Source organism: Nocardioides sp. WJ219 (assembly GCF_058559815.1).
The window spans coordinates 80,881-101,436 of record NZ_JBZUJV010000004.1; the positions used below are offsets into that span (position 1 = coordinate 80,881).

17 protein-coding genes and 1 pseudogene are annotated in these 20,556 nt (G+C 73.0%); 13 read left to right on the plus strand and 5 right to left on the minus strand.

Going from position 1 to position 20,556, the window contains the following annotated elements; genetic code table 11:
• Positions 1 to 45 precede the first annotated feature (45 nt).
• Positions 46 to 2,649 carry a hypothetical protein gene (locus AC4MBH_RS11245; protein ID WP_491794956.1) on the minus strand — a complete coding sequence of 868 codons (2,604 nt, stop codon included), beginning with the start codon at positions 2,647 to 2,649 and terminating at the stop codon, positions 46 to 48.
• A gap of 82 nt (positions 2,650 to 2,731) precedes the next feature.
• On the opposite strand from AC4MBH_RS11245, the pseudogene AC4MBH_RS11250 reads away from it, so the two are divergent.
• The 5 genes and pseudogenes from AC4MBH_RS11250 to AC4MBH_RS11270 form a co-directional block, all read left to right on the plus strand.
• Positions 2,732 to 3,109, plus strand: a pseudogene (locus AC4MBH_RS11250) (SRPBCC family protein); the annotation flags it as partial.
• Between the two features lie 216 nt (positions 3,110 to 3,325).
• Entirely contained in the window at positions 3,326 to 3,931 is a 606-nt protein-coding gene (locus AC4MBH_RS11255; protein ID WP_491795294.1) for an ATP-dependent Clp protease proteolytic subunit, read from the plus strand.
• 8 nt (positions 3,932 to 3,939) lie between these two features.
• Positions 3,940 to 4,545, plus strand: a complete 606-nt coding sequence (locus tag AC4MBH_RS11260; protein ID WP_491794957.1) for an ATP-dependent Clp protease proteolytic subunit — start codon at positions 3,940 to 3,942, stop codon at positions 4,543 to 4,545.
• A gap of 189 nt (positions 4,546 to 4,734) precedes the next feature.
• Positions 4,735 to 6,033 carry an ATP-dependent Clp protease ATP-binding subunit ClpX gene (clpX, locus tag AC4MBH_RS11265; RefSeq protein WP_491794958.1) on the plus strand — a complete coding sequence of 433 codons (1,299 nt, stop codon included), beginning with the start codon at positions 4,735 to 4,737 and terminating at the stop codon, positions 6,031 to 6,033.
• 109 nt (positions 6,034 to 6,142) lie between these two features.
• The gene (locus tag AC4MBH_RS11270) at positions 6,143 to 6,892 is read left to right on the plus strand and encodes an RNA polymerase sigma factor (RefSeq protein ID WP_491794959.1); all 750 of its coding nucleotides are present in this window, start codon (positions 6,143 to 6,145) and stop codon (positions 6,890 to 6,892) included.
• Here AC4MBH_RS11270 and AC4MBH_RS11275 read toward each other — a convergent pair.
• Positions 6,847 to 7,329, minus strand: coding sequence for a hypothetical protein (locus AC4MBH_RS11275; RefSeq protein ID WP_491794960.1), 483 nt, complete (start codon positions 7,327 to 7,329; stop codon positions 6,847 to 6,849). The two genes, AC4MBH_RS11270 and AC4MBH_RS11275, sit on opposite strands and share 46 nt — an antisense overlap.
• A gap of 313 nt (positions 7,330 to 7,642) precedes the next feature.
• Between AC4MBH_RS11275 and AC4MBH_RS11280 the strand changes: the two genes are divergently transcribed.
• The 4 genes from AC4MBH_RS11280 (at position 7,643) to AC4MBH_RS11295 (ending at position 12,888) form a co-directional block, all read left to right on the plus strand.
• A complete protein-coding gene (locus AC4MBH_RS11280; RefSeq protein ID WP_491794961.1) occupies positions 7,643 to 9,826 on the plus strand; it encodes an MMPL family transporter in 2,184 nt (727 codons plus the stop codon).
• The gene (locus AC4MBH_RS11285; RefSeq protein WP_491794962.1) at positions 9,823 to 11,118 is read left to right on the plus strand and encodes a sensor histidine kinase; all 1,296 of its coding nucleotides are present in this window, start codon (positions 9,823 to 9,825) and stop codon (positions 11,116 to 11,118) included. Before AC4MBH_RS11280 ends, AC4MBH_RS11285 begins: the two co-directional genes overlap by 4 nt.
• Positions 11,115 to 11,807 (plus strand): response regulator, encoded by a 693-nt coding sequence (locus tag AC4MBH_RS11290; RefSeq protein WP_491794963.1) that lies wholly within the window; start codon positions 11,115 to 11,117, stop codon positions 11,805 to 11,807. The genes AC4MBH_RS11285 and AC4MBH_RS11290 overlap by 4 nt, the downstream gene beginning before the upstream one ends.
• A 61-nt stretch (positions 11,808 to 11,868) precedes the next feature.
• The gene (locus AC4MBH_RS11295) at positions 11,869 to 12,888 is read left to right on the plus strand and encodes an App1 family protein phosphatidate phosphatase (protein ID WP_491794964.1); all 1,020 of its coding nucleotides are present in this window, start codon (positions 11,869 to 11,871) and stop codon (positions 12,886 to 12,888) included.
• Positions 12,889 to 12,912: 24 nt separating this feature from the next.
• On the opposite strand, the gene valS is transcribed toward AC4MBH_RS11295, so the two are convergent.
• The 3 genes from valS to AC4MBH_RS11310 form a co-directional block, all read right to left on the minus strand.
• A complete protein-coding gene (gene valS, locus AC4MBH_RS11300; protein ID WP_491794965.1) occupies positions 12,913 to 15,543 on the minus strand; it encodes a valine--tRNA ligase in 2,631 nt (876 codons plus the stop codon).
• A gap of 42 nt (positions 15,544 to 15,585) precedes the next feature.
• Positions 15,586 to 15,954, minus strand: a complete 369-nt coding sequence (locus AC4MBH_RS11305) for a Rieske (2Fe-2S) protein (protein ID WP_491794966.1) — start codon at positions 15,952 to 15,954, stop codon at positions 15,586 to 15,588.
• Positions 15,955 to 16,215: 261 nt separating this feature from the next.
• Entirely contained in the window at positions 16,216 to 17,313 is a 1,098-nt protein-coding gene (locus AC4MBH_RS11310; protein WP_491794967.1) for an NAD(P)-dependent alcohol dehydrogenase, read from the minus strand.
• A gap of 109 nt (positions 17,314 to 17,422) precedes the next feature.
• On the opposite strand from AC4MBH_RS11310, the gene AC4MBH_RS11315 reads away from it, so the two are divergent.
• The 4 genes from AC4MBH_RS11315 to ndk are packed head-to-tail and all read left to right on the plus strand — an operon-like array spanning position 17,423 to position 20,372.
• Positions 17,423 to 18,802 carry a bifunctional folylpolyglutamate synthase/dihydrofolate synthase gene (locus AC4MBH_RS11315; RefSeq protein WP_491794968.1) on the plus strand — a complete coding sequence of 460 codons (1,380 nt, stop codon included), beginning with the start codon at positions 17,423 to 17,425 and terminating at the stop codon, positions 18,800 to 18,802.
• The gene (locus tag AC4MBH_RS11320) at positions 18,799 to 19,218 is read left to right on the plus strand and encodes a DUF4233 domain-containing protein (protein ID WP_491794969.1); all 420 of its coding nucleotides are present in this window, start codon (positions 18,799 to 18,801) and stop codon (positions 19,216 to 19,218) included. Before AC4MBH_RS11315 ends, AC4MBH_RS11320 begins: the two co-directional genes overlap by 4 nt.
• Before the next feature lie 43 nt (positions 19,219 to 19,261).
• Entirely contained in the window at positions 19,262 to 19,951 is a 690-nt protein-coding gene (locus AC4MBH_RS11325; RefSeq protein WP_491794970.1) for a pyridoxamine 5'-phosphate oxidase family protein, read from the plus strand.
• Between the two features lie 10 nt (positions 19,952 to 19,961).
• Positions 19,962 to 20,372 carry a nucleoside-diphosphate kinase gene (gene ndk, locus AC4MBH_RS11330; RefSeq protein WP_491794971.1) on the plus strand — a complete coding sequence of 137 codons (411 nt, stop codon included), beginning with the start codon at positions 19,962 to 19,964 and terminating at the stop codon, positions 20,370 to 20,372.
• Positions 20,373 to 20,556: the final 184 nt, after the last annotated feature.

A 20,556-nucleotide genomic window follows, 5' to 3' on the forward strand; every position in this document is an offset into this window, starting at 1 on the left:
CGCGGCCGTCCCCCGACCACGGCGAGCACCAGCAGCAGGCCCGGGTCAGTCCTGGCCGGGCTGGCGGCGTCCGTCGCGGGTCGGCCCCTCGTCCGGGGGCGGGACCGTGCCGTCGTCGCGGAGGTAAGCCGTCGTGCCCTCCCACGGGCCGCCGTAGCGCAGGTACTTGGCGGTGCACGTGCCGTCGAAACGGTCGGTGGCGACGCAGAACTGCAGGACCTCGGGCCAGTGGTCGTAAGAGACCCCGGTCATGGTCACCCAGATCCCGGTGCGCTGGAAGTTCCAGTCGTCGCTGTAGAGCAGCTTGACGTTGTCGAAGCGCAGCCGGAGGTCGAGGTGCTCCTCGAGGATCGCGTCGTCGGACCAGGTGCGCCCCTCGGCCTGGAGGCCGCGGTACTTCGAGGACAGCTGTGGCACCCAGCGGTCGACCAGCTCGCCACCGACGGAGTCGAAGTCCTCGCGGGCGATCCGGCGAAGCGCCTCGAGCGCGGTCTCCCCGCCGCCCTCGACGCCGGGCGCCTCGGCGGTGCCGCCGGTGTCGGGGTCGGCGCCCTCGGCCGGGTCGGCCGGCGGCTCGGCCGGGGCGGAGCCGTCGCTGTCCTGCTCGCACCCGACCCGCACCAGGCCAGAGCCGATCGCGCTCTCGACCTCCTCGGGCGTGGAGTAGACCGTCGCGGCCGGGAACGCCAGCGGCAGGGTGATCGCGCCCTCGCCGGACTCCCCGGACGCGTCACCGGCGGGTGGCGGGAGGAAGAACGGGGTGCCGCTGAAGTCGAAGACTCCGGAGGCGAGGACGGTGCCGTCCTCGTGCGTGACGCTGATGTCGGTCGAGCCCGAGTCCAGCCACTGGCCGTCGGGGCAGCTCGCGGTCACGACGAGGTCCACGACCAGCTCGCCGTCGGCGCTGGTCGACGAGACCGCCTCGAAGACCGGCTCGACCCCGCAGTCGGTGACGTACCGGGGGTCGTCGCCCTCGACCGGCTCGTCGTCACCGGCGTCGGATGGGCCGGTGGACCCGTCGGTGCCGAGGCTCAACGAGCGGACCGCCAGCGCGGTGGTGACGACGACGGCGTCCGCGGTGAGCGTCACCTCGGGGGCAGGGTAGGTGCCGTCGTCGTCGGGGGTGCTGATGTCGGTCACGTCGCGGCTCCAGGCCTCGCCGCCGTCGACCAGGGAGTGCACGGTGACGCGTCCGGGGCCGGTGACGACCGCGGCATCGTCGGTGAGCACGGAGCCGTGGAGGTCGATGCTGTCCTCGGAGTGCAGGACGTCGCGGCCGTCGGCCGCGTCGACCACCGTGGTGCCCGCCGGGTCGTCGCTGCCGTCGCCGTCGGCGTCCACGGACGGGTCGTCGACCAGGACGAACCGGCCGTCGTCGGTCCAGGTGAACGGGTGGTAGTCGTCGCCCTGGTCGAGGTCGGGGCGCGACCAGCGCTCCTCCCCGGACTCCAGGTCGACCAGCCGGTGACCGGTGCCGTAGGCGCCGTCGTGCACGACGGTCTCGCCGGACCAGACGTCGTCGTCGGACTCGGCGACCGTCGTGCGGTCGCGGTCGACGATCCGCACGCCGCCGTCGTCGCCGTACTGCACGGCGTACGGCGACCTCAGCAGCGAGGGGTAGGGACCGTCGTCCTCGGTGTCGATCTCCGTCTCCAGCACCGTGCCGTCGTCGGGGTCGACCAGCCAGGCCAGGTAGCCGTACTCCACGACCAGGCCGAGGTCGCCGAGGGTGAACACGATGCCGCCGTCGAAGGCGTTGACCTCGTCCCCGCCACCGTCGGACCCGTCCTCCAGCACCTCGTCCCACACCACGTCGAGCGTGTCGGGGTCGAGGGCGGTGACCCGCGTGGGGTGGAGGTCGCCGTCGCTGTCGCGCGTCGGGTACGACGCCAGCCACACGAGCCCGTCGCCCGCGATCGCCCCGGCGACGGGGCCGAGCCCGGGAGTCGCGGCCGTCCCGCCGTCCTCGACGTCGACCAGCTCGAGGCCGTCCTCGCCGTTGCAGCCGATCGTGCCGGTGCCCGGCACCGCCAGGCACTCGACGGCGTACTCGGTGGAGGGGCGTTCCCACCGCACGCTGCCGTCGTCGGCATCGAGGCCGACCACCACCGCCCGGAGGTCGGGGTCGGTGACCTGGACGACGACGACGCCGTCCTCGGCGATGACCGGTCCGCGTCCGTCGTCGAAGAAGTGCTGGCCGAAGGGGGAGACCGTCCCACCGTCGAGCACCTCGCCGGCACGGAAGGTCCACTCGTCGCCCGGTCCGGCCAGGACCGAGACGCCGTCGGCGAGGGCGACCTGCTCGCCGTTGGCCGACGGCGTGCTGCGGTCCCGGGTGTCGTCGTCGCCGTCGAGGGCGACCACCCCCGCCGCGATCCCCCCGCCGACCAGGAGCAGCGCGAGCGCGCCGACGGCGTACCGCCCGCCGCGGCGGCGCCGGGGCGGTGCCGGGAGCGGCGGGCCCGGTGCCGGCGGCCGAGGTGCCGGGGGCGCGGGGCGGGTGGCCTCGGCCGCTGCCGCTGCCGCGGAAGGTGCCGCGGAAGGTGCCGCGGGAGGTGCCGGCGCGGCGGTGCGGTGCCCGCAGGTGACGCAGAACGGCTTGCCCACGTGGAGGGGGCTGCCACAGGTGACGCAGTATCGGCCCGGCACGGCCGCACTCTAGGTCCGATGCTGGGCGCCCGTGGCCGTTTCGGCCGCACTCCGCGGCACCCAGGGGTGCGACGATCGGCCCGTGACCCACGCCCAGCGCGAGCTCCGCTCCGAGACCACCGTCGCCGCCCCGCCCGAGGAGGTCTGGGCGGCGCTGACCGACTTCTCCCGGATGCCGAGGTGGAGCCCCGAGCTGGTCGCCATGCGCCCGCTCCTGCCCGGCGGCCTCCGCGTCGGCCAGCAGTACGTCGGCATCAACCGCCGCGGGGTGGTGGTCTGGCCGACCCGCTCGGTCGTCGCCGAGCTCAAGCCGGGCCGGGTGCTCGCGTGGGACACCCGCTCGAGCGGGGCCCGGTGGATCTGGGAGCTCGAGCCCACCGGCGACGGCGGCACGCGCGTCGTCCACCGGCGCCCGGTGCCACGCCGGCTCACGCCCCTGAGCAGGGTCTTCGCCCGCGCGTTCCTCGGCGGCGCGGACGGGCACGCCGACGAGCTCGAGGCCGGGATGGCGACGACGGTGACCCGGCTCGGGGCGGCGGTCGAGGGCGCTGACCCACGGCGCCACGCCGGCCGGCGGAGCGCCCTTCTGCTGATGGCGAACACCGCGGCGTCGCCCGTGGAACTGTCCCCGACGCGGGCTAGTGTCGGCGAGGTGAACCAGTACTCAGAGCACACCATGGGTGGAGGCGGGGGACTCAACGTCCTCGACGACCACATCTACCAGCGCCTGCTGCGCGAGCGGATCGTGTTCCTCGGATCCGAGGTGCGCGACCAGAACGCCAACGCGATCTGCGCCCAGCTGCTGCTGCTGTCGGCGGAGGACCCCGAGGCCGACATCTTCCTGCACATCAACAGCCCGGGCGGCTCCGTCGACGCCGGCATGGCGATCTACGACACCATGAACTACATCCCCAACGACGTCGCGACCGTCGGCATGGGCCTGGCCGCCTCGATGGGCCAGTTCCTGCTCTGCGCCGGCACCAAGGGCAAGCGCTACGCCCTGCCGCACGCGCGGATCATGATGCACCAGCCCTCCTCGGGCATGGGTGGGTCGGCGTCCGACATCAAGATCCAGGCGCAGCAGTCGCTGCACATCAAGAAGGTGCTGCTCGACCTGATCTCCGAGCACACCGGCCAGCCGGTCGAGCAGGTCATCGCCGACGCCGACCGCGACCGGTGGTTCACCGCCGAGCAGGCCCAGGAGTACGGCCTGGTCGACCAGGTCATCACGAGCGCCCGCGAGGCCGCCGACGACGGGCGCCCCGCGCGCCAGAAGGACTGAGGCACCAGATGAACTACTACATCCCGCAGTGGGAGGAGCGCACCTCCTACGGCTTCCGCCGGATCGACCCCTACGGCAAGCTGTTCGAGGAGCGCATCATCTACCTCGGCACCCCGATCTCCGACGACGTCGCCAACGCCGTCATCGCCCAGCTGCTGTGCCTGCAGTCGATGAACCCCGACCAGGACATCAGCATCTACATCAACAGCCCCGGTGGCTCCTTCACCGCGCTGACCGCCATCTACGACACGATGCGGTTCATCAAGCCCGACGTGCAGACCGTGTGCCTGGGCCAGGCGGCCTCGGCCGCCGCGATCCTGCTGGCCGCCGGCACGCCGGGCAAGCGCCTGGCGCTGCCCAACAGCCGGATCCTGATCCACCAGCCCTACACCGAGGGCACGTTCGGCCAGACCTCCGACATCGAGATCCAGGCCAACGAGATCCTCCGGATGCGCGAGCTGCTGGAGAAGATGATCAGCGACCACAGCGGGCGCGACCTCGAGCAGGTCAGCCGCGACATCGAGCGCGACAAGATCCTCACCGCCGAGCAGGCCGTCGAGTACGGCCTGATCGACTCGGTGCTCGAGTCGCTCAAGACCCCGGCGCTGGCCTAGTCGGCTGCGGCCGGACGACCGGCTCTCCACACGGTCGGCCGTGTCGCCCCTGACCGGGGGCGTCACGGGGTACCGTCACAGGGTTGGTCGTCCGGCCACCATGCTCCACCATGTTCACCGCTCAGTTCCGTCAGTTCTGTCAGTTCCGTCAGTCTCGTCAGACCCGTCCGACTCCAGGAGGACCCGCCAGTGGCACGCATCGGTGACGGAGGCGACCTGCTGAAGTGCTCCTTCTGCGGCAAGAGCCAGAAGCAGGTCAAGAAGCTCATCGCCGGCCCCGGCGTCTACATCTGCGACGAGTGCATCGACCTGTGCAACGAGATCATCGAGGAAGAGCTCAGCGAGGGCACCGAGGTCAGCCTCGACGAGCTGCCCAAGCCCAAGGAGATCTTCGAGTTCCTCAACTCCTACGTGATCGGGCAGGAGCAGGCCAAGAAGTCCCTGGCCGTCGCGGTCTACAACCACTACAAGCGCGTGCAGGCCGGCCTCCAGCCCGGCGGCTCGCACGACGGCAAGGGCAAGCACAGCAAGGACGAGGTCGTCGAGGTCGCCAAGTCCAACATCCTGGTGATCGGCCCCACCGGTTGCGGCAAGACCTACCTCGCCCAGACGCTGGCCCGGATGCTCAACGTGCCGTTCGCGATCGCCGACGCCACCGCGCTCACCGAGGCCGGCTACGTCGGTGAGGACGTCGAGAACATCCTCCTCAAGCTCATCCAGGCCGCCGACTACGACGTCAAGAAGGCCGAGACGGGCATCATCTACATCGACGAGATCGACAAGGTGGCCCGCAAGGCCGAGAACCCCTCGATCACCCGTGACGTCTCCGGCGAGGGCGTGCAGCAGGCGCTGCTGAAGATCATCGAGGGCACGACGGCCTCGGTGCCGCCGCAGGGCGGGCGCAAGCACCCGCACCAGGAGTTCATCCAGATCGACACCACCAACATCCTGTTCGTGGTGGGCGGCGCCTTCGCGGGCCTCGAGCACATCATCGAGCAGCGGGTCGGCAAGAAGACCCTCGGCTTCACCGCCGAGGTGCGCACCTCGGAGGAGAAGGCCCAGGACGACCTGCTCGCGCTGGTCCGTCCCGAGGACCTCACCAAGTTCGGCCTGATCCCCGAGTTCATCGGCCGCCTGCCCCTGATCGCGAGCGTCACCAAGCTCGACCAGGCCGCGCTCGTGCAGATCCTCACCGAGCCGCGCAACGCGCTGACCAAGCAGTACCGCAAGCTCTTCGAGCTCGACGGCGTCGAGCTCGAGTTCACCGACGAGGCGATCCAGTCGATCGCCGACAAGGCCCTCGAGCGCGGCACCGGCGCCCGCGGTCTGCGCGCCATCATCGAGGAGGTCCTCCTCCACGTGATGTACGACGTCCCCTCCCGCGGCGACGTGGCGAAGGTGGTCATCACCGACGAGGTCGTGCTCGGCGAGTCCGCCCCGACCCTGGTGATCCGCCAGCCCGAGGCCAAGAAGAAGAAGTCCGCCTGAGCAGTCGCGGCCGCACGTCGAGACCGTCGCGGCCCGGCTCGACCCGGTGCGGTCGCGATCCGGGCCGGCGTTCGTCGTAAGGACTCCGGTCGTCCCACGTCTGTAGGGCATGGAGGTACCGGGGACATCCCCACGACGTGGAGACCTGCACGACGAGCCGCACGCCCCGGAGCCGGACGACGGCACGCTGCTGGACGGGCTGCGACAGGGGGACGGACACGCCTGGGAGCTGCTGTGGCGGCGTCACTACCCGTGGCTGAGGGGCCTGGCCTCAGCAGCACTGCGCAGCGAGGCCGACGGCGAGGACGTCGCCTCCGAGGCGCTCCTGCGGACGCTGGTGCGGTTCAGCGTGCACCCCGCGCCGGAGTCCTTGCGCAGCTACCTGCGGGCAGCCGCCGGGAACATGGTCGTCGACATCGTGCGCGCCCGGGACCGGTCCCGCGACATCGCGGAGCGGCAGGCCGGTGACGCCCGGATCGCGAGCCACCCCGAGGCCTCGGACCTGCTCCCGCACGAGCGCCGGGAGGTCCTCCGGGCGCTGCGGGAGATGCCCGCGCGGCAGAGCTACGTCCTGGTGCGCATGGTCGTCGACGGGCTGACCGTCTCCGAGCTCGCCCGGGAGATCGACATCTCCCCCAACGCCGCCAGCCAGCTCGCCCACCGTGCCCGCACCACGCTGCGGCACCTCCTCGGGCCCCGCGGGATGCTCCTGCTCACCCTGGGGGTGGGCAGTCGGTCGTGCTTCTCGTGGTGGGCCGCCGCCCGGGACCCGGGACGAGCGGCGCGTCCCCGGTCCCGATGGCGTCGGCGTCCTCAGCCCGCGCCGCACTCCCGCCAGCCGGCCGGACGACGGCAGTAGCCCAGCCGGAGGTAGGTGTCGGTCTCGCCCGGCGCGTAGTACGTCGCCTCCAGGTAGCGCAACCGCCGGCTCGGCACCGGCAGCGACCACCGGGCGACGCCTCGCGCCCCGGTGACGACGCGTGCCCGCACCTGACCCCCGGTCCTCCTGGTGGCCAGGAACCGCACCGTGGCTCCGCGGACGGGGTCGCCGGAGGCGCGCCGGACCAGCCTGACCCCGAACGCCCGCGGCGCGATGTCGGCCGAGGCGAACTCGTAGACCCGCCACGTCGGTGGCCCGCCGGTGGTCACCGCGGCCCCGGCCGCCGGGGCGGGGGCGACCTGGGCGGTCAGGGCGAGCAGGGCGGCGGTGACCGCGGCGACGAGCGCGACGACCCGGTGCCGGCCCCCTCGGTCTCGTCGTCCTGGTCGGCTGGCGGGGGTGGGGGCGGGGGTCATCGCTGCTCCTCGGTCGGCGGCCTGCGGACGTCGGCGGACACCGACGCCGACTGCTCCTGCCCGCGCCGGCGCACCGCCACACCCGCGGCCGACGACCTGGTGCGACGGCACCAGGACGGCCGGTTCCTGGTCCAGGCGCACCAGGGTCAAGACGGTGGCTCAGCACGATGTCCGCGGGGACGCCGGGAGCCAGGGTTGACGGAGCGCCGGACGACCGCGCGCTTCCCTTCCAACTGGTGTGTGTCTGGAGTGATCGACAGTGGCGACAATTCTCTATCGGGTCGGACGGTGGGCCTTCCGGCGGCGCCGGCTCGTGGCCGGCCTGTGGCTGGCCGCCGTGGTGCTGGCGGGGGTGGCGGCGGCCACGGCGCCGTCCGCGGAGGAGGAGGACCTCTCCATGCCCGGCACCGAGTCGCAGCAGGCGTTCGACCTGCTCGACGAGCGGTTCCCGCAGGGCAACGCCCAGGGCGCCGAGGCCCGCCTGGTCTTCCAGGCGCCGCAGGGGGAGCAGGTGACGGACACCGAGCACCGCGAGGCGGTGACGGCCGCGGTCGGCGCGCTGGACGGGGGAGACCAGGTCGCGGGGGTGACCGACCCGTTCGAGGAGGGCGCCGTCAGCGAGGACGCCTCCATCGCCTACGCGACGATCTCCTACACCGAGGGCGCCGTCGACCTGACCGGGTCGACCAAGGGCACCCTCGAGGACGCCGCCGAGCAGGCCCGCGACAAGGGGCTGACCGTGGAGATCGGCGGTGACGCCCTGGAGTCGGAGGAGTCACCCGGCGGCACCACCGAGCTGGTCGGCGTCGCGGTCGCCGCGGTCGTCCTCATCCTCACCCTCGGCTCGATGGTCGCTGCCGGCCTGTCGCTGCTGGGTGCCTTCACCGGTGTCGCGATTGCCTTCGGCCTCGTCTCGGCCCTGGCCGAGCCGCTGGGGCTGACGTCGACGGTCGCCATCCTGGCGCTGATGCTGGGGCTCGCGGTCGGCATCGACTACGCGTTGTTCATCACCTCGCGGTACCGCGAGGAGCGGGCCCGCGGGAGCGAGCCGGAGGAGGCCGCCGGCCTGGCGGTCGGCACGGCCGGGTCCGCGGTCGTCTTCGCCGGCGCGACCGTCATCATCGCCCTGGCCGGACTGGCCGTCGTCGGGATCCCCGAGCTCACCAAGATGGGCCTCGGCGGGGCCGGCGCCGTAACCCTGGCGGTCCTCGTCGCCCTGACCCTGGTCCCGGCGATGTTCGGCCTCTTCGGGCAGCGGGTGCTGTCCCGCAAGGTCCGCAAGACCGAGCGCCGGAACCGGTTGCGCCCGTTCCCGGTGCCGCCCGCCCCCACCCGGCCCGGCCTCGGCACGCGCTGGGCGCGGCTCGTGCTGCGCCGACCGGTGGCCGTGCTGATGGTCGCCGGACTCGGTCTCGGGGCCATCGCCCTGCCGGCGCTGAGCCTCGAGCTCGGGCTGCCCGGGGACGAGTCGAAGTCGGTCGAGACGACCCAGCGGCGCGCCTACGACCTGCTCTCGGACGGTTTCGGTCCGGGGTTCAACGGCCCGCTCACCGTGGCCGTGGACCTGGTCGGCACCGCGGAGCCCGGCCCCGCCACCGACCAGGTCGTCGAGGCGCTCCGGGGCATGGACGGGGTCGCGTCGGTGGACGACCCGGTGCTCAACGAGGCCGGGGACACCGCCGTGATCACGGCGGTCCCGCAGAGCGCGCCGACCAGCACCGAGACCAAGGACCTGGTGCAGGAGATCCGCGGCGTCGCCGCCGACCTCGAGGCCAGCACGGGTGCCGACATCGCGGTCACGGGCAGGACCGCGCTGAACATCGACATCTCCGAGGCCATGTCCGACGCCCTGGTGCCCTACCTGAGCGTGGTCATCGGCCTGGCGATCCTCCTGCTGATGGTGGTCTTCCGCTCGATCCTGGTCCCGATCAAGGCCGCGCTCGGGTTCCTGCTCTCGGTGGGCGCCGCGTTCGGCGTCCTCGTCGCCGTCTTCCAGTGGGGCTGGGGGGCCGAGCTGATCGGGATCGAGCAGACCGGACCCGTGATGTCGTTGATGCCGATCCTCGTCATCGGGATCGTGTTCGGTCTCGCCATGGACTACGAGGTCTTCCTCTTCACCCGCGTCCGCGAGGCCTACGTGCACGGCGCGTCGCCCGGCGACGCGATCGTCGAGGGCTTCCGCCACAGCGGGCGGGTGGTGACCGCGGCGGCGATCATCATGATCAGCGTCTTCGCCGGGTTCATCGGGATCCACATGCCGACGATCCAGACGATGGGCGTGGGGCTGGCCTCCGCCGTCCTCTTCGACGCCTTCGTCGTCCGGATGGCGATCGCCCCGGCGGTCATGGCACTGCTGGGCCACCGGGCGTGGTGGCTGCCCCGTACCTTGAGCCGTGTGCTGCCGCGCGTCGACATCGAGGGTGAGAAGCTGAGCCGGCCCGCCCCCGTCCCGGCCGTCGGGCTGGTCGCGGCGGCCCGGGGTGACAGCCCGCGATGACCGACCCGGGTGGCTCCCTCTCGCGACCGCGTCCTGCGTGGTGGCGGGAGGGAGCGACCCTCGCGACGGCGTTCGCGCTCTGCCTGGTAGGCGGCTTCCTGCAGGTCGACGACACGGTGTCGCCGCCGTCCGGGGCCGCCTACCTGGTCGCCGTGGTGTCCACCGCCGTGCTGCCGGTGCGGCACCGCGCCCCGGTGGTCGCGATGGCCCTCACGACGGCGAGCGGCATGCTCGTCGGGCCGCTGGACCTGCTGCTGACCCCCCTCATCGTGGCCCCCGCCGTGATCACCGCCTACGCGCTCGCCGTGCGCGCCGACCGACGCGTGACGACCACGGTGCTGCTCGTCTCCTCGGCGCTCCTGGTCGCCTCCACCGTCCTGTCGGGGTCGCTCTCGTGGCAGGACGCGAGCCGGCTGGGCATCGTGGCGGCGTTCCCGCTGGTGGCCGGCGTGCTCGGGCACGCGACGCAGAACCGCCGCGCCTACCTGGCGGCGGTGGAGGAGCGGGCCCAGCGTGCCGAGGAGAGCCGCGACAGCGAGGCGCAGCGCCGGGTGGCGGAGGAACGGGTGCGCATCGCCCGCGAGCTGCACGACCTCGTGGCCCACCAGATCACCCTGGCCAACGCGCAGGCCGCGGTCGCCGCCCACGTCTTCGACGCCCGCCCCGAGCTGGCCCGGGCCAGCCTCGACCAGCTCGTCGAGACCACCGGCAACGCCCTCGACGACCTACGGGCCACGGTGGGCCTGCTGCGCCAGACCGGGGACGTCGCCGGGTCGGCCGAGCCCGCGCCCGGGCTGGACCGGCTCCCCACCCTCCTGGAGTCCTTCCGACGGGCCGGCCTCGAGGTGTCGGTGCACCACGAGGGCACGGCCCGGCCCCTGCCCCCCGGGGTCGACCTGACCGCCTACCGCGTCGTCCAGGAGGCGCTGACCAACGTGACCAAGCACGCCGGCGCGGGGAGCGCGCGGGTGCGGCTGACCTGGACCCGCGACCGCGTGACCATCGCCGTCGCCGACGACGGGGGAGCCGCCCGGACGACGGCGTCCCCGGCGTCGGAGCGGGCACCCGGCTACGGTCTGATCGGGATGCGCGAGCGGGCCACCGCCCTCGGGGGAGACCTCACGGCCGGCGGGCGTCCAGGAGGCGGCTTCCTCGTCTCGGTCCACCTGCCCCTCCCGCCGGCCAGGGACCCGGCGCGGACGGACCCGACGCGGACCGAGCAGGTCCAGGCGGACGGTACGACGACCACGGGAGGACGGATGGACGACGCAGGGACCGGTGCCACGCCGTGACGATCCGCGTGCTGCTCGCCGACGACCAGGCCCTGCTGCGCCAGGCGTTCCGGACGCTGCTGGAGACCGCCGACGACATCACCGTCGTCGGCGAGGCCGCCGACGGCCGCGAGGCGGTGCGGCTCACCCGCGACCTGCACCCGGACGTGGTCGTCATGGACATCCGGATGCCCGACGTGGACGGACTGACCGCCACCCTGGAGATCTGCGCCGACCCCACGCTGCAGACCAGCCGCATCCTGGTCCTCACCACCTACGAGACCGACGAGCACGTCGCCCACGCCCTGCGCGCCGGCGCCAGCGGCTTCCTCGGCAAGGGCATCGGGGCGCACGACCTGCTCGACGCCGTCCGCACGATCGCAGCCGGGGAGACGTTGCTGTCCCCGGCGGCGACCCGCGCCCTGGTCGCCCGCTTCCTGGCGACACCGGCCGACGTCGCGCCGCACCACCCCGAGCAGCTCTCGGTGCTCACGCCGCGCGAGCGGGAGATGGTCGCCCTGGTCGCGACCGGGTTGTCCAACCAGGAGATCGCCGAGCGGATGGTGGTCAGCCCGTTCACCGTCCGCGCCCACGTGCAGCGCGCGATGACCAAGCTGCAGGCCCGTGACCGCGCGCAGCTCGTCGTGATCGCCTACCAGACGGGCCTGGCGCAGGCCGTCCCCGACGGCGAGGCCGGCCGGTCGTCGTAGGACGTCGAGAGCCGCCCGCGGCGCCGGCCGGACGGCCGTCCGCGCCGCCTAGGGTGGGTGCATGGGAGCGAGTCGCTGGGCCCGCCGGCTGGAGAAGGCGTGGGACGGGGCTCGGCTGCGCCGCGCCAGGTCCCGCACGCCCGACGACCTCCGGATCGACACGTACGTCGGACACGGCAGCCACCGGGGAGTGGTGGTGCGCGGACGGGTCCTCGACGACCCGGCCCCGTCCGAGGCCGCCGAGGGCGAGCACGTCCGCACCGCAGCACGGCGCACGCTGCGGCAGTTCCTGACCGACGACCTTCCCGGGGTGCCGCTGCGGGTCACCGTCGGGGGCACCAGCGTCGAGACCGCCACCGACGCCGACGGCTACTTCCAGGTGCGCCTCCAGCCGGAGCCCGACCGGCTCACCTCCCCGTGGACCGACGGGACCGTCGAGCTCGCCGACGAGTACCGCGGCATCACCGACCCCACGAGCACGCCGCTCCGGGTCCGGGTCCCGGGTGACGACGCGGCGTTCGGCGTGATCTCCGACATCGACGACACGATCCTCGAGACCGGCGTCCAGCGGGTCGGGCGGATGATCCGGCAGACGATCACCGGCTCCGCGCTCACCCGGTCGCCGTTCCCGGGCGCGGCGGAGCTGTACGGCGACCTGGCCGCCGAGGCCAACCCCGTCTTCTACGTCTCGTCCAGCCCCTGGAACCTGTACAGCTTCCTGGTCGCGTTCATCCGGCACAGCGAGTTCCCGATGGGTCCCGTGCTGCTCCGCGACCTGCTGGGCACCTCGGCCGGTCGCGAGCAGAAGCCGGTGCGCATCCAGGAGGTCCTCGACCTCCACCCCCGGCTGCGGTTCGTGCTCATCGGCGACTCGGGGGAGAAGGACCCGGAGATCTACGCCGCGGTGGCTCGCGCGAACCCGGGACGGATCCTCGCGATCTACATCCGCGAGGTACGGCTCGACCCGGGCGACGGCCGGGTCGAGGAGGTCTCGGGCACGTGGACCGAGGACGTGCCGTTCGTGCTGGCGGCCGACACCGACGCCGTACGCCGGCACGCGGCCACCCTCGGCCTCCTCTGACCGGGCGCCCGTGGCCGGCGGTGCCTACTCGACGGGTGCCAGCTCGGCGCTCACGGTGACGTCGGTGCCGCCGTCGGAGGTCGTGTAGACCAGGTCACCGGTGATCTTCCCGGCGGCGCGCAGGTCGGGCTCGGCCAGCCGGATCGCGGCGAGGGCCGCCTCGGGGCCGGTGACCTCCACCCGGGACAGCTGCGCCTTCATGCCCACCTTGGCCTGAGACTTCGCGCCGCGGATGCCGGCGAGCGTCGACGCCACGGCGTCGACCATCGCCGGGTCGGCGGCGGCCGCGGAGCCGAGCTCGGTGGCGGTCGGCCAGGTGGAGCGGTGGATCGAGCCCTCCTGCCACCACGACCAGACCTCCTCGGTCACGTAGGGCAGGAACGGCGCCAGCATCCGCAGCTGGACCTGGAGGGCGAGGGTCAGGGTGGCCCGCGCCGAGTCGCGGGCGGTCGACGGCTCGGCGGCGTACGCCCGCTCCTTGACCAGCTCGAGGTAGTCGTCGCAGAACTCCCAGAAGAACTTCTCGGTGGCCTCGAGCGCGCTGGTGTAGTCGTAGGTCTCGAACGCGTCGGTGGCCCGGCCGACGACGATCGCCAGCCGCGCCAGCAGCGCGCAGTCGACCGGCTCCACGACCCGGACCGGGTCGAGGTCGGTGGCGCCGATGTTGCCGAGCACGAACTTCGAGGCGTTGAGGACCTTCATCGCCAGCCGGCGGCCGACCTTCATCTGCTTCTCGTCGAACGGCGAGTCGAGACCGGGGCGGCCGGTCGCGGCCCGCCAGCGGACGGCGTCGGCGCCGTACTCCGACAGCAGGTGGTCGGGGTCGATCGCGGAGTTGCCCTTGGACTTGGCGATCTTGCCCTTGCCGGTGCCGGCGAGCACGAACCCGGAGATCAGGGCGGTCGACCAGGGGAGCCGGCCGAACTCGGCGTGGGAGCGGACGACCCGGGAGAACAGCCAGGTGCGGATGATGTCGTGGGCGTGGGTGCACAGGTCCATCGGGAAGACGCGGTCGAACAGGTCGGGGTCGGTCTCCCAGCCACCGGCGATCATCGGCGTCAGCGACGACGTCGCCCAGGTGTCCATCACGTCGGGGTCGCCGAGGAACCCGCCCGGCTTGCCGCGCTGGCTCTCGTCGTAGCCGCGGGGGGCGTCGGTCGACGGGTCGACGGGCAGCTCGGCCTCGCTCGGCGTGAGCGGGTGGGCGTAGTCGGGCTCGCCCTGGTCGTCGAGCGGGTACCAGACCGGGAACGGGATGCCGAAGAAGCGCTGCCGCGAGATCAGCCAGTCGCCGTTGAGGCCACCGACCCAGTTGTCGTAGCGGTGCTTCATGTGGGCCGGCACCCAGGTCAGCTCGCGGCCGCGGTCGAGCATCTCGGCGCGCAGGGCGGCGTCGCGACCGCCGTTGCGGATGTACCACTGCCGGGTGGCGACGATCTCGAGCGGCTTGTCGCCCTTCTCGAAGAAGTTGGCCATCCGCTGGGTCGGCTTCGGCTCGCCGTCGAGGTCGCCGGACTCGCGCAGCCTGGCGACCATCGCCTCGCGGGCCGAGAACGTCGTCTTGCCGGCCAGGTCGGCGTACGCCGTGGCGGCCTGCTCCGAGGACAGCCACTCGGGCGTCTCGCGGGTCAGGCGCCCGTCGCGCCCGATCACGGTGCGCACGGGCAGCTGCAGCTCGCGCCACCAGGTCACGTCGGTGAGGTCACCGAACGTGCAGCACATGACCAGGCCGGAGCCCTTGTCCATCTCGGCCGCCGGGTGGGCGACGACCGGGATCTCGACGCCGAAGACCGGGCTGGTCGCCGTGGTGCCGAACAGCGCCTGGTAGCGCTCGTCGTCGGGGTGCGCGATCAGCGCGACCACGCTGGGGATCAGCTCGGGGCGGGTGGTCTCGATGTAGAGCGGGCTGTCGGAACCGTCCGACGACCGAGCGTGGAAGGCCACGCGGTGGTAGGCGCCGGCGTACTCGCGGGCCTCGAGTTCGGCCTGGGCGACGGCGGTCTGGAAGGTGACGTCCCACAGGGTCGGCGCCTCCTGCAGGTAGGCCTCGCCGCGGGCGAAGTTGCGCAGGAACGCGGTCTGGCTGATCTTCTGCGCCTTGGGCCCGATGGTCGTGTAGTGCTGCTTCCAGTCGACCGACAGCCCCAGGTCGCGCCACAGCGCCTCGAACTTCTTCTCGTCCTCCGGGACCAGCTCCTCGCACAGCGCGACGAAGTTGGGCCGGCTGATCGGCACCTGGCGCTTGGGGTCGGGCTTCTCGGGCGGGGTGAAGTCGGGGTCGTAGGGAAGCGACGGGTCGCAGCGGACGCCGTAGTGGTTCTGCACCCGGCGCTCGGTGGGCAGGCCGTTGTCGTCCCAGCCCATCGGGTAGAAGACGGCCTTGCCGCGCATCCGCTGGTAGCGGGCGACCAGGTCGGTGTGGGTGTAGGAGAAGACGTGCCCGACGTGCAGGCTGCCGCTCACCGTCGGCGGCGGGGTGTCGATGGAGAAGACGTTCTCGCGCGGCTGGGTGCGGTCGAAGGCATAGGTGTCGTCGGCCTTCCACTGCGCCGACCACTTCTCCTCGAGGCCCTCGAGGGCGGGCCTGTCGGGTACGACGAGCGCGCGGGGCGGGGCGCTCGTCGGGTCCGGGGCCTGCTCGGGAGTCTCGGTCATGCCCGAAATCCTAGGGCCGTTGCGCGGCGGCGCCCGCACCGGTCACCGGCTGCGACGCTCGACGACCACGTCGGCGCCACGGCGTACGACCCGGCCGACGCGCAGCCGGAGCACCTTGCTGTAGCCACGGACGAGCTGGGCGTAGCCCGGCGCCTTGCCGTGGTAGCCGAGGAACCCGCGCGGGCCCTCGACCATCTCGCCGGTGGTGACGTCGTAGGTGCTCTGGTGCCAGGGGCACACCAGGCAGCCGTCGGCGTCGACGGTGCCCTTCGACAGGTCGGCCAGCTGGTGCCGGCAGCGCCGCGAGACGGCGAACAGCTCACCGTCGCGGTTGCCCACCGCCCAGGGGCCGGCCCGGCGCACCTGTCCGGGGGTCAGCTGGTCGGCGGGGACGCTCTCGGACTTGGCCATGCCCCCAACCTCCACCGCCCGCCGTCCCGGGCCAACGCCCTCCGGGGTGGGTTGGCGGGTTCCGGCTGGTGGGCCGGCCTGTCGTTTCCGCGCGATCGAACGGCAACGACAGATCTGAGGCAGGCATTCCTGTCGTTCCCGTTCGATCGCGCGGGAACGGCACATCGCCTCGGCGCCGTCACCCGTCAGCCGTCAGCAGTCACCAGTCCCCCCCGGGCCCGCCTCCACCCGTCCCGACGAGGTCGGCGCGGGGGAAGGGCGTCACCAGACCAGGACGGGCTTGACCACGGCGCCGGTGAGGACGTCGCTGACCGCGGAGTTGATCTGCGCGAACGGGTAGGTCGTCACCAGGTCGTCGAGGTCGAAGTCGCCGGCGGCGCGCATCTGCAGCAGCCGCGGGATCATCTCCTGGGGGTCCGAGTCGCCCTCGACGGAGGAGCGGATCACCTTGCCGCTCTGCAGCAGGTCGATGGCGTCGACGGCGTACTCCTCGGCGCCGAGGCCGAGGGCCACCAGGGTGCCGCGCGGGCGCAGCGAGAGCTGGGCCTGGGTGACGACCTCGGAGACCGCGGTGGTGTCGATCGCGTACGACGCCCCGCCTCCGGTCAGCTCCTTGACCCGGTCGGGCACCGACTGCTCGCCGAGGTAGGCGGGGTTGACCCGCACGGCGCCGTACCGCTCGGCGACCTCGAGGCGCGCGTCCATCAGGTCGACGGCGACGACGGTGGTCATCCCGGCGGCCCGGGCGGCGGCGAGCGCCGCGATGCCGACGGCGCCGACACCGAGGACGACGAGGCTGTCGCCGGGGGACGGGTCGAGGATGTTGAGCACGGTGCCGGCGCCGGTCTGGAAGCCGCAGCCGTAGGGCGCCAGCAGCGTCAGGTCGAGCGACTTGTCGACGACGACGCAGTTGTCGGCGTAGGCCAGGGCGTGCTGGGCCAGGCTCGACTGGCCGAAGAAGGAGCCGTACAGCGGAGCGCCGTCCTGCTGGTGGGTGGTCGAGCCGTCCATCCGGAACCCCATGTAGTTGAGCACCAGGGAGTTGTCGCAGTAGCCGACCGCGCCCTCGCGGCACGGGCCGCACCCGCGGCACGAGCGGAAGCTGAGCAGCACGTGGTCGCCGACCTCGATGCCGGCCACGTCGGGCCCGACCTGCTCGACCACGCCGGCGCCCTCGTGGCCGAAGACCCGGGGGAACATCTCGGCCGGCAGGCTGTCGCGCAGCGAGAGGTCGGTGTGGCACAGCCCGGTGGCGACCATGCGCACCAGCACCTCGTCGGCGCGCGGCTCGTCGAGGTCGACCTCCTCGAGCACGAACTCCTGGCCCTGCTCGTGCACGACTGCCGCCAGCGTCTTCACGGTGCTCCCTCGGTCGGTGGTCCTGCGAGCAACCTAGAACCTGTTCTCGTCCGGCGGAAGCGTGACGCCGGGGGCGGCGCCGCGCGGAGGTCTCTAGACTCGATGGGAGATGACCACCAGCGATGACGCCCCCGAGATCCCCCGCCTGGCCGAGACGTTCGACGAGGTCGAGGACGCCCTGCTCTCCCGCTGGCCCGAGACCAGGCTCGAGCCGTCGCTCGACCGGATCCGGGCCTTCGCCGAGCTGCTCGGCGACCCGCAGTCGACGTACCGCTCGATCCACCTGACCGGCACCAACGGCAAGACCTCGACCTCGCGGATGATCGACCGGCTGCTGCGGGCGCTCGACCTGCGCACCGGGCGGTTCACCTCGCCGCACGTGCAGCGGATGTCGGAGCGGATCAGCATCGACGGCGAGCCGCTCGACGACGACGCCTTCGTCCGGGCCTTCAACGACGTCGCGCCGTACACGCACCTGGTCGACGCCGACCAGGCCCACCCGCTCAGCTTCTTCGAGACGGTCGTCGGCATGGCCTACGCCGCGTTCGCCGACGCCCCGGTCGACGTCGCCGTCGTCGAGGTCGGCATGGGCGGGTCGTGGGACGCCACCAACGTCATCGACGCCGACGTCGCGGTGATCCTCCCGGTAGCCAACGACCACGCCCGCTACCTCGGCGACTCGCCCGCGGCCATCGCGCGCGAGAAGGTCGGCATCATCAAGCCCGGCGCGGTCGCGGTGGTGGCCGAGCAGTCACCCGAGGTCGCGGCCGTCGTCGGCGAGCGGGCCGCCGAGGTCGGCGCCCGGCTGGTGGTCGAGAACGTCGACTTCGGGGTCGTCTCGCGGCTGCCGGCGGTCGGCGGCCAGGTCGTCACCCTGCGCGGGCTGCGGGCGACGTACGACGAGGTCTTCCTCTCGCTCTTCGGCGCCCACCAGGCGCAGAACGCCGCCGTGGCGCTCGCGGCGGTGGAGTCGTTCCTGGGCGACCAGGTGCTCGGCGACGACGTCGTGCGGGCTGCGTTCGGCGAGATCACCTCGCCCGGCCGGCTCGAGGTGGTGCGGCGCAGCCCCACCATCGTGCTCGACGCCGCCCACAACGTGCACGGCGCCGAGGCGACCGCCGCCGCGCTCGAGGACTCCTTCCAGCTCTCCCCGCTCATCGGCGTGGTCGGCGTGATGGGCGACAAGGACGCCGAGGGCCTGCTCGCGGCCTTCGAGCCCCACCTGGCCCACGTCGTGGTCACCCAGAACTCCACCGACCGCGCGATGCCCGTCGCCGAGCTCGCCCGGGTGGCCGTCGACGTCTTCGGCGAGGACCGGGTGAGCGTGGAGCGCCAGCTGAGCGACGCCCTCGACCACGCCGCCACCCTCGCCGAGGCCGGCGACGCCGTCAGCTCGATGGGCGCGGGCGCCGTGCTGGTCACCGGGTCGGTCGTGACCGTCGGCGAGGCGCGCACGCTGCTCGGCCGCACGGGCGAGGCGGCTGGATGAGCGGCGCGGAGGGCCGGCCCACCGGCGACCGCGAGCGCTCGCCGCGGCGCGGGATGTGCGCCGCCGTCCTCACCCTCGAGGCGATCACCCTCGGCCTGACGACCCCGGTGATGATCGCCGTGGCCGACGTGGCTCCCGGCACCGCGCTGGCCGTCGGGCTCGGGCTCGCCGTCGCCTGCCTGCTGGCGGCCGGGATGCTCCGCAGCGAGGCCGGCTACGCCGCCGGCTGGGCGATCCAGGTGGCCGCGATCGGCCTCGGGTTCGTGATCGACACGATGTTCTTCCTGGGCGCGCTGTTCGGGCTGCTGTGGGCCACCGCCGACCTCCTCGGCCGCAAGATCGACCGCGAGCGGGCCGCGGCGTTCGCGGCGTACGACCGGCGGCAGGCCGAGCAGGCCGAGCAGGCCCAGGAGTGAAACCCCCGTGCCCCACCGGCACGACGGGCGCGAGGATGGCGGGGTGACCACCACCCCGCTCTCGCCGACCGACCGCACCACCGTCCGCCGGGGCCGCGACCGGGCGCAGTCCGAGCGCGAGGCGATGCACGCGCTGCTCGCCGACGCGCTGGTCGCCCACGTGGGCGTCGACGTCGGCGACCACCCCGTGGTGCTCCCGGTGGCGTTCGCGGTCGACCTCGACGGGCCCGACGAGGGCGGCACGCTCTACATCCACGGCTCGGTCGCGGCGCGCTGGCTCACCGGGGCGGCGTCGCGCACGGTGTGCGTGACCGTCACCGAGGTCGACGGGCTGGTCGCCGCCCGCTCGGGCTTCCACCACTCGATGAACTACCGCTCCGTCGTGGTCATCGGCGAGGCCCGCATCGTGGCCGACGCGGAGGAGAAGGCGCACGCCCTCACGCTGACCGTCGACCACATGGTCCCGGGGCGCTCGGCGACCCTGCGCCCGCACACCCGCAAGGAGCTGGCCGCCACCTCGGTGCTGGCCGTGCCCCTGGTCGAGGCGTCGATGAAGCTGCGGTCCGGCGAGCCCGTCGACGAGCCGTCCGACGTCGAGGCCGGGGTCTGGGCCGGCGTGATCCCCGTGCGCCGGGTCTCCGCCGACCCGGTCTCGGCGAGCGACTCCCACGACGACGTCCCGCCCGACGTCGTACGCCGGGCGGCCGAGCTCGCCCGGCGTCCCCTTGGCTAGGGTGCGCGGCATGACGCAGCGCACCCTCGTCCTGATCAAGCCCGACGCCGTCCGCCGCGGCCTGGTCGGGCAGGTGCTGTCCCGGTTCGAGGCCAAGGGCCTGACGATCGTCGCGATGGAGCACCGCACCATCGACGGCGCGACGGCCGACCAGCACTACGCCGAGCACGTCGAGCGCGACTTCTACCCGCCGCTGCGCGAGTTCGCGACCAGCGGCCCGCTCGTCGCGCTGCTGCTGGAGGGGGACGAGGCGATCGACGTCGTCCGCTCGCTCAACGGCGCCACCGACGGGCGCAAGGCCGCCCCCGGCACGATCCGCGGCGACCTCTCGCTGTCCAACCGCGAGAACCTCGTGCACGCCTCCGACTCGCCCGAGTCGGCGGCCCGCGAGACCGCGATCTGGTTCCCCGCCCACGCCTAGGCCACATCCGCGCTGACCCGTCGCATCGTGGCGACGGGTCACCGCGGATTCCTCGCTGACCCGTCGCATCGTGGCGACGGGTCAGCGTGGTGGTCACCGAAACCCGGTCGCGACACGCCCCACCCGCCTCCGACGTCACATCCGTCCCACTGCTTACGCTCGCTCCGGGTAGGGCGTCACCGTG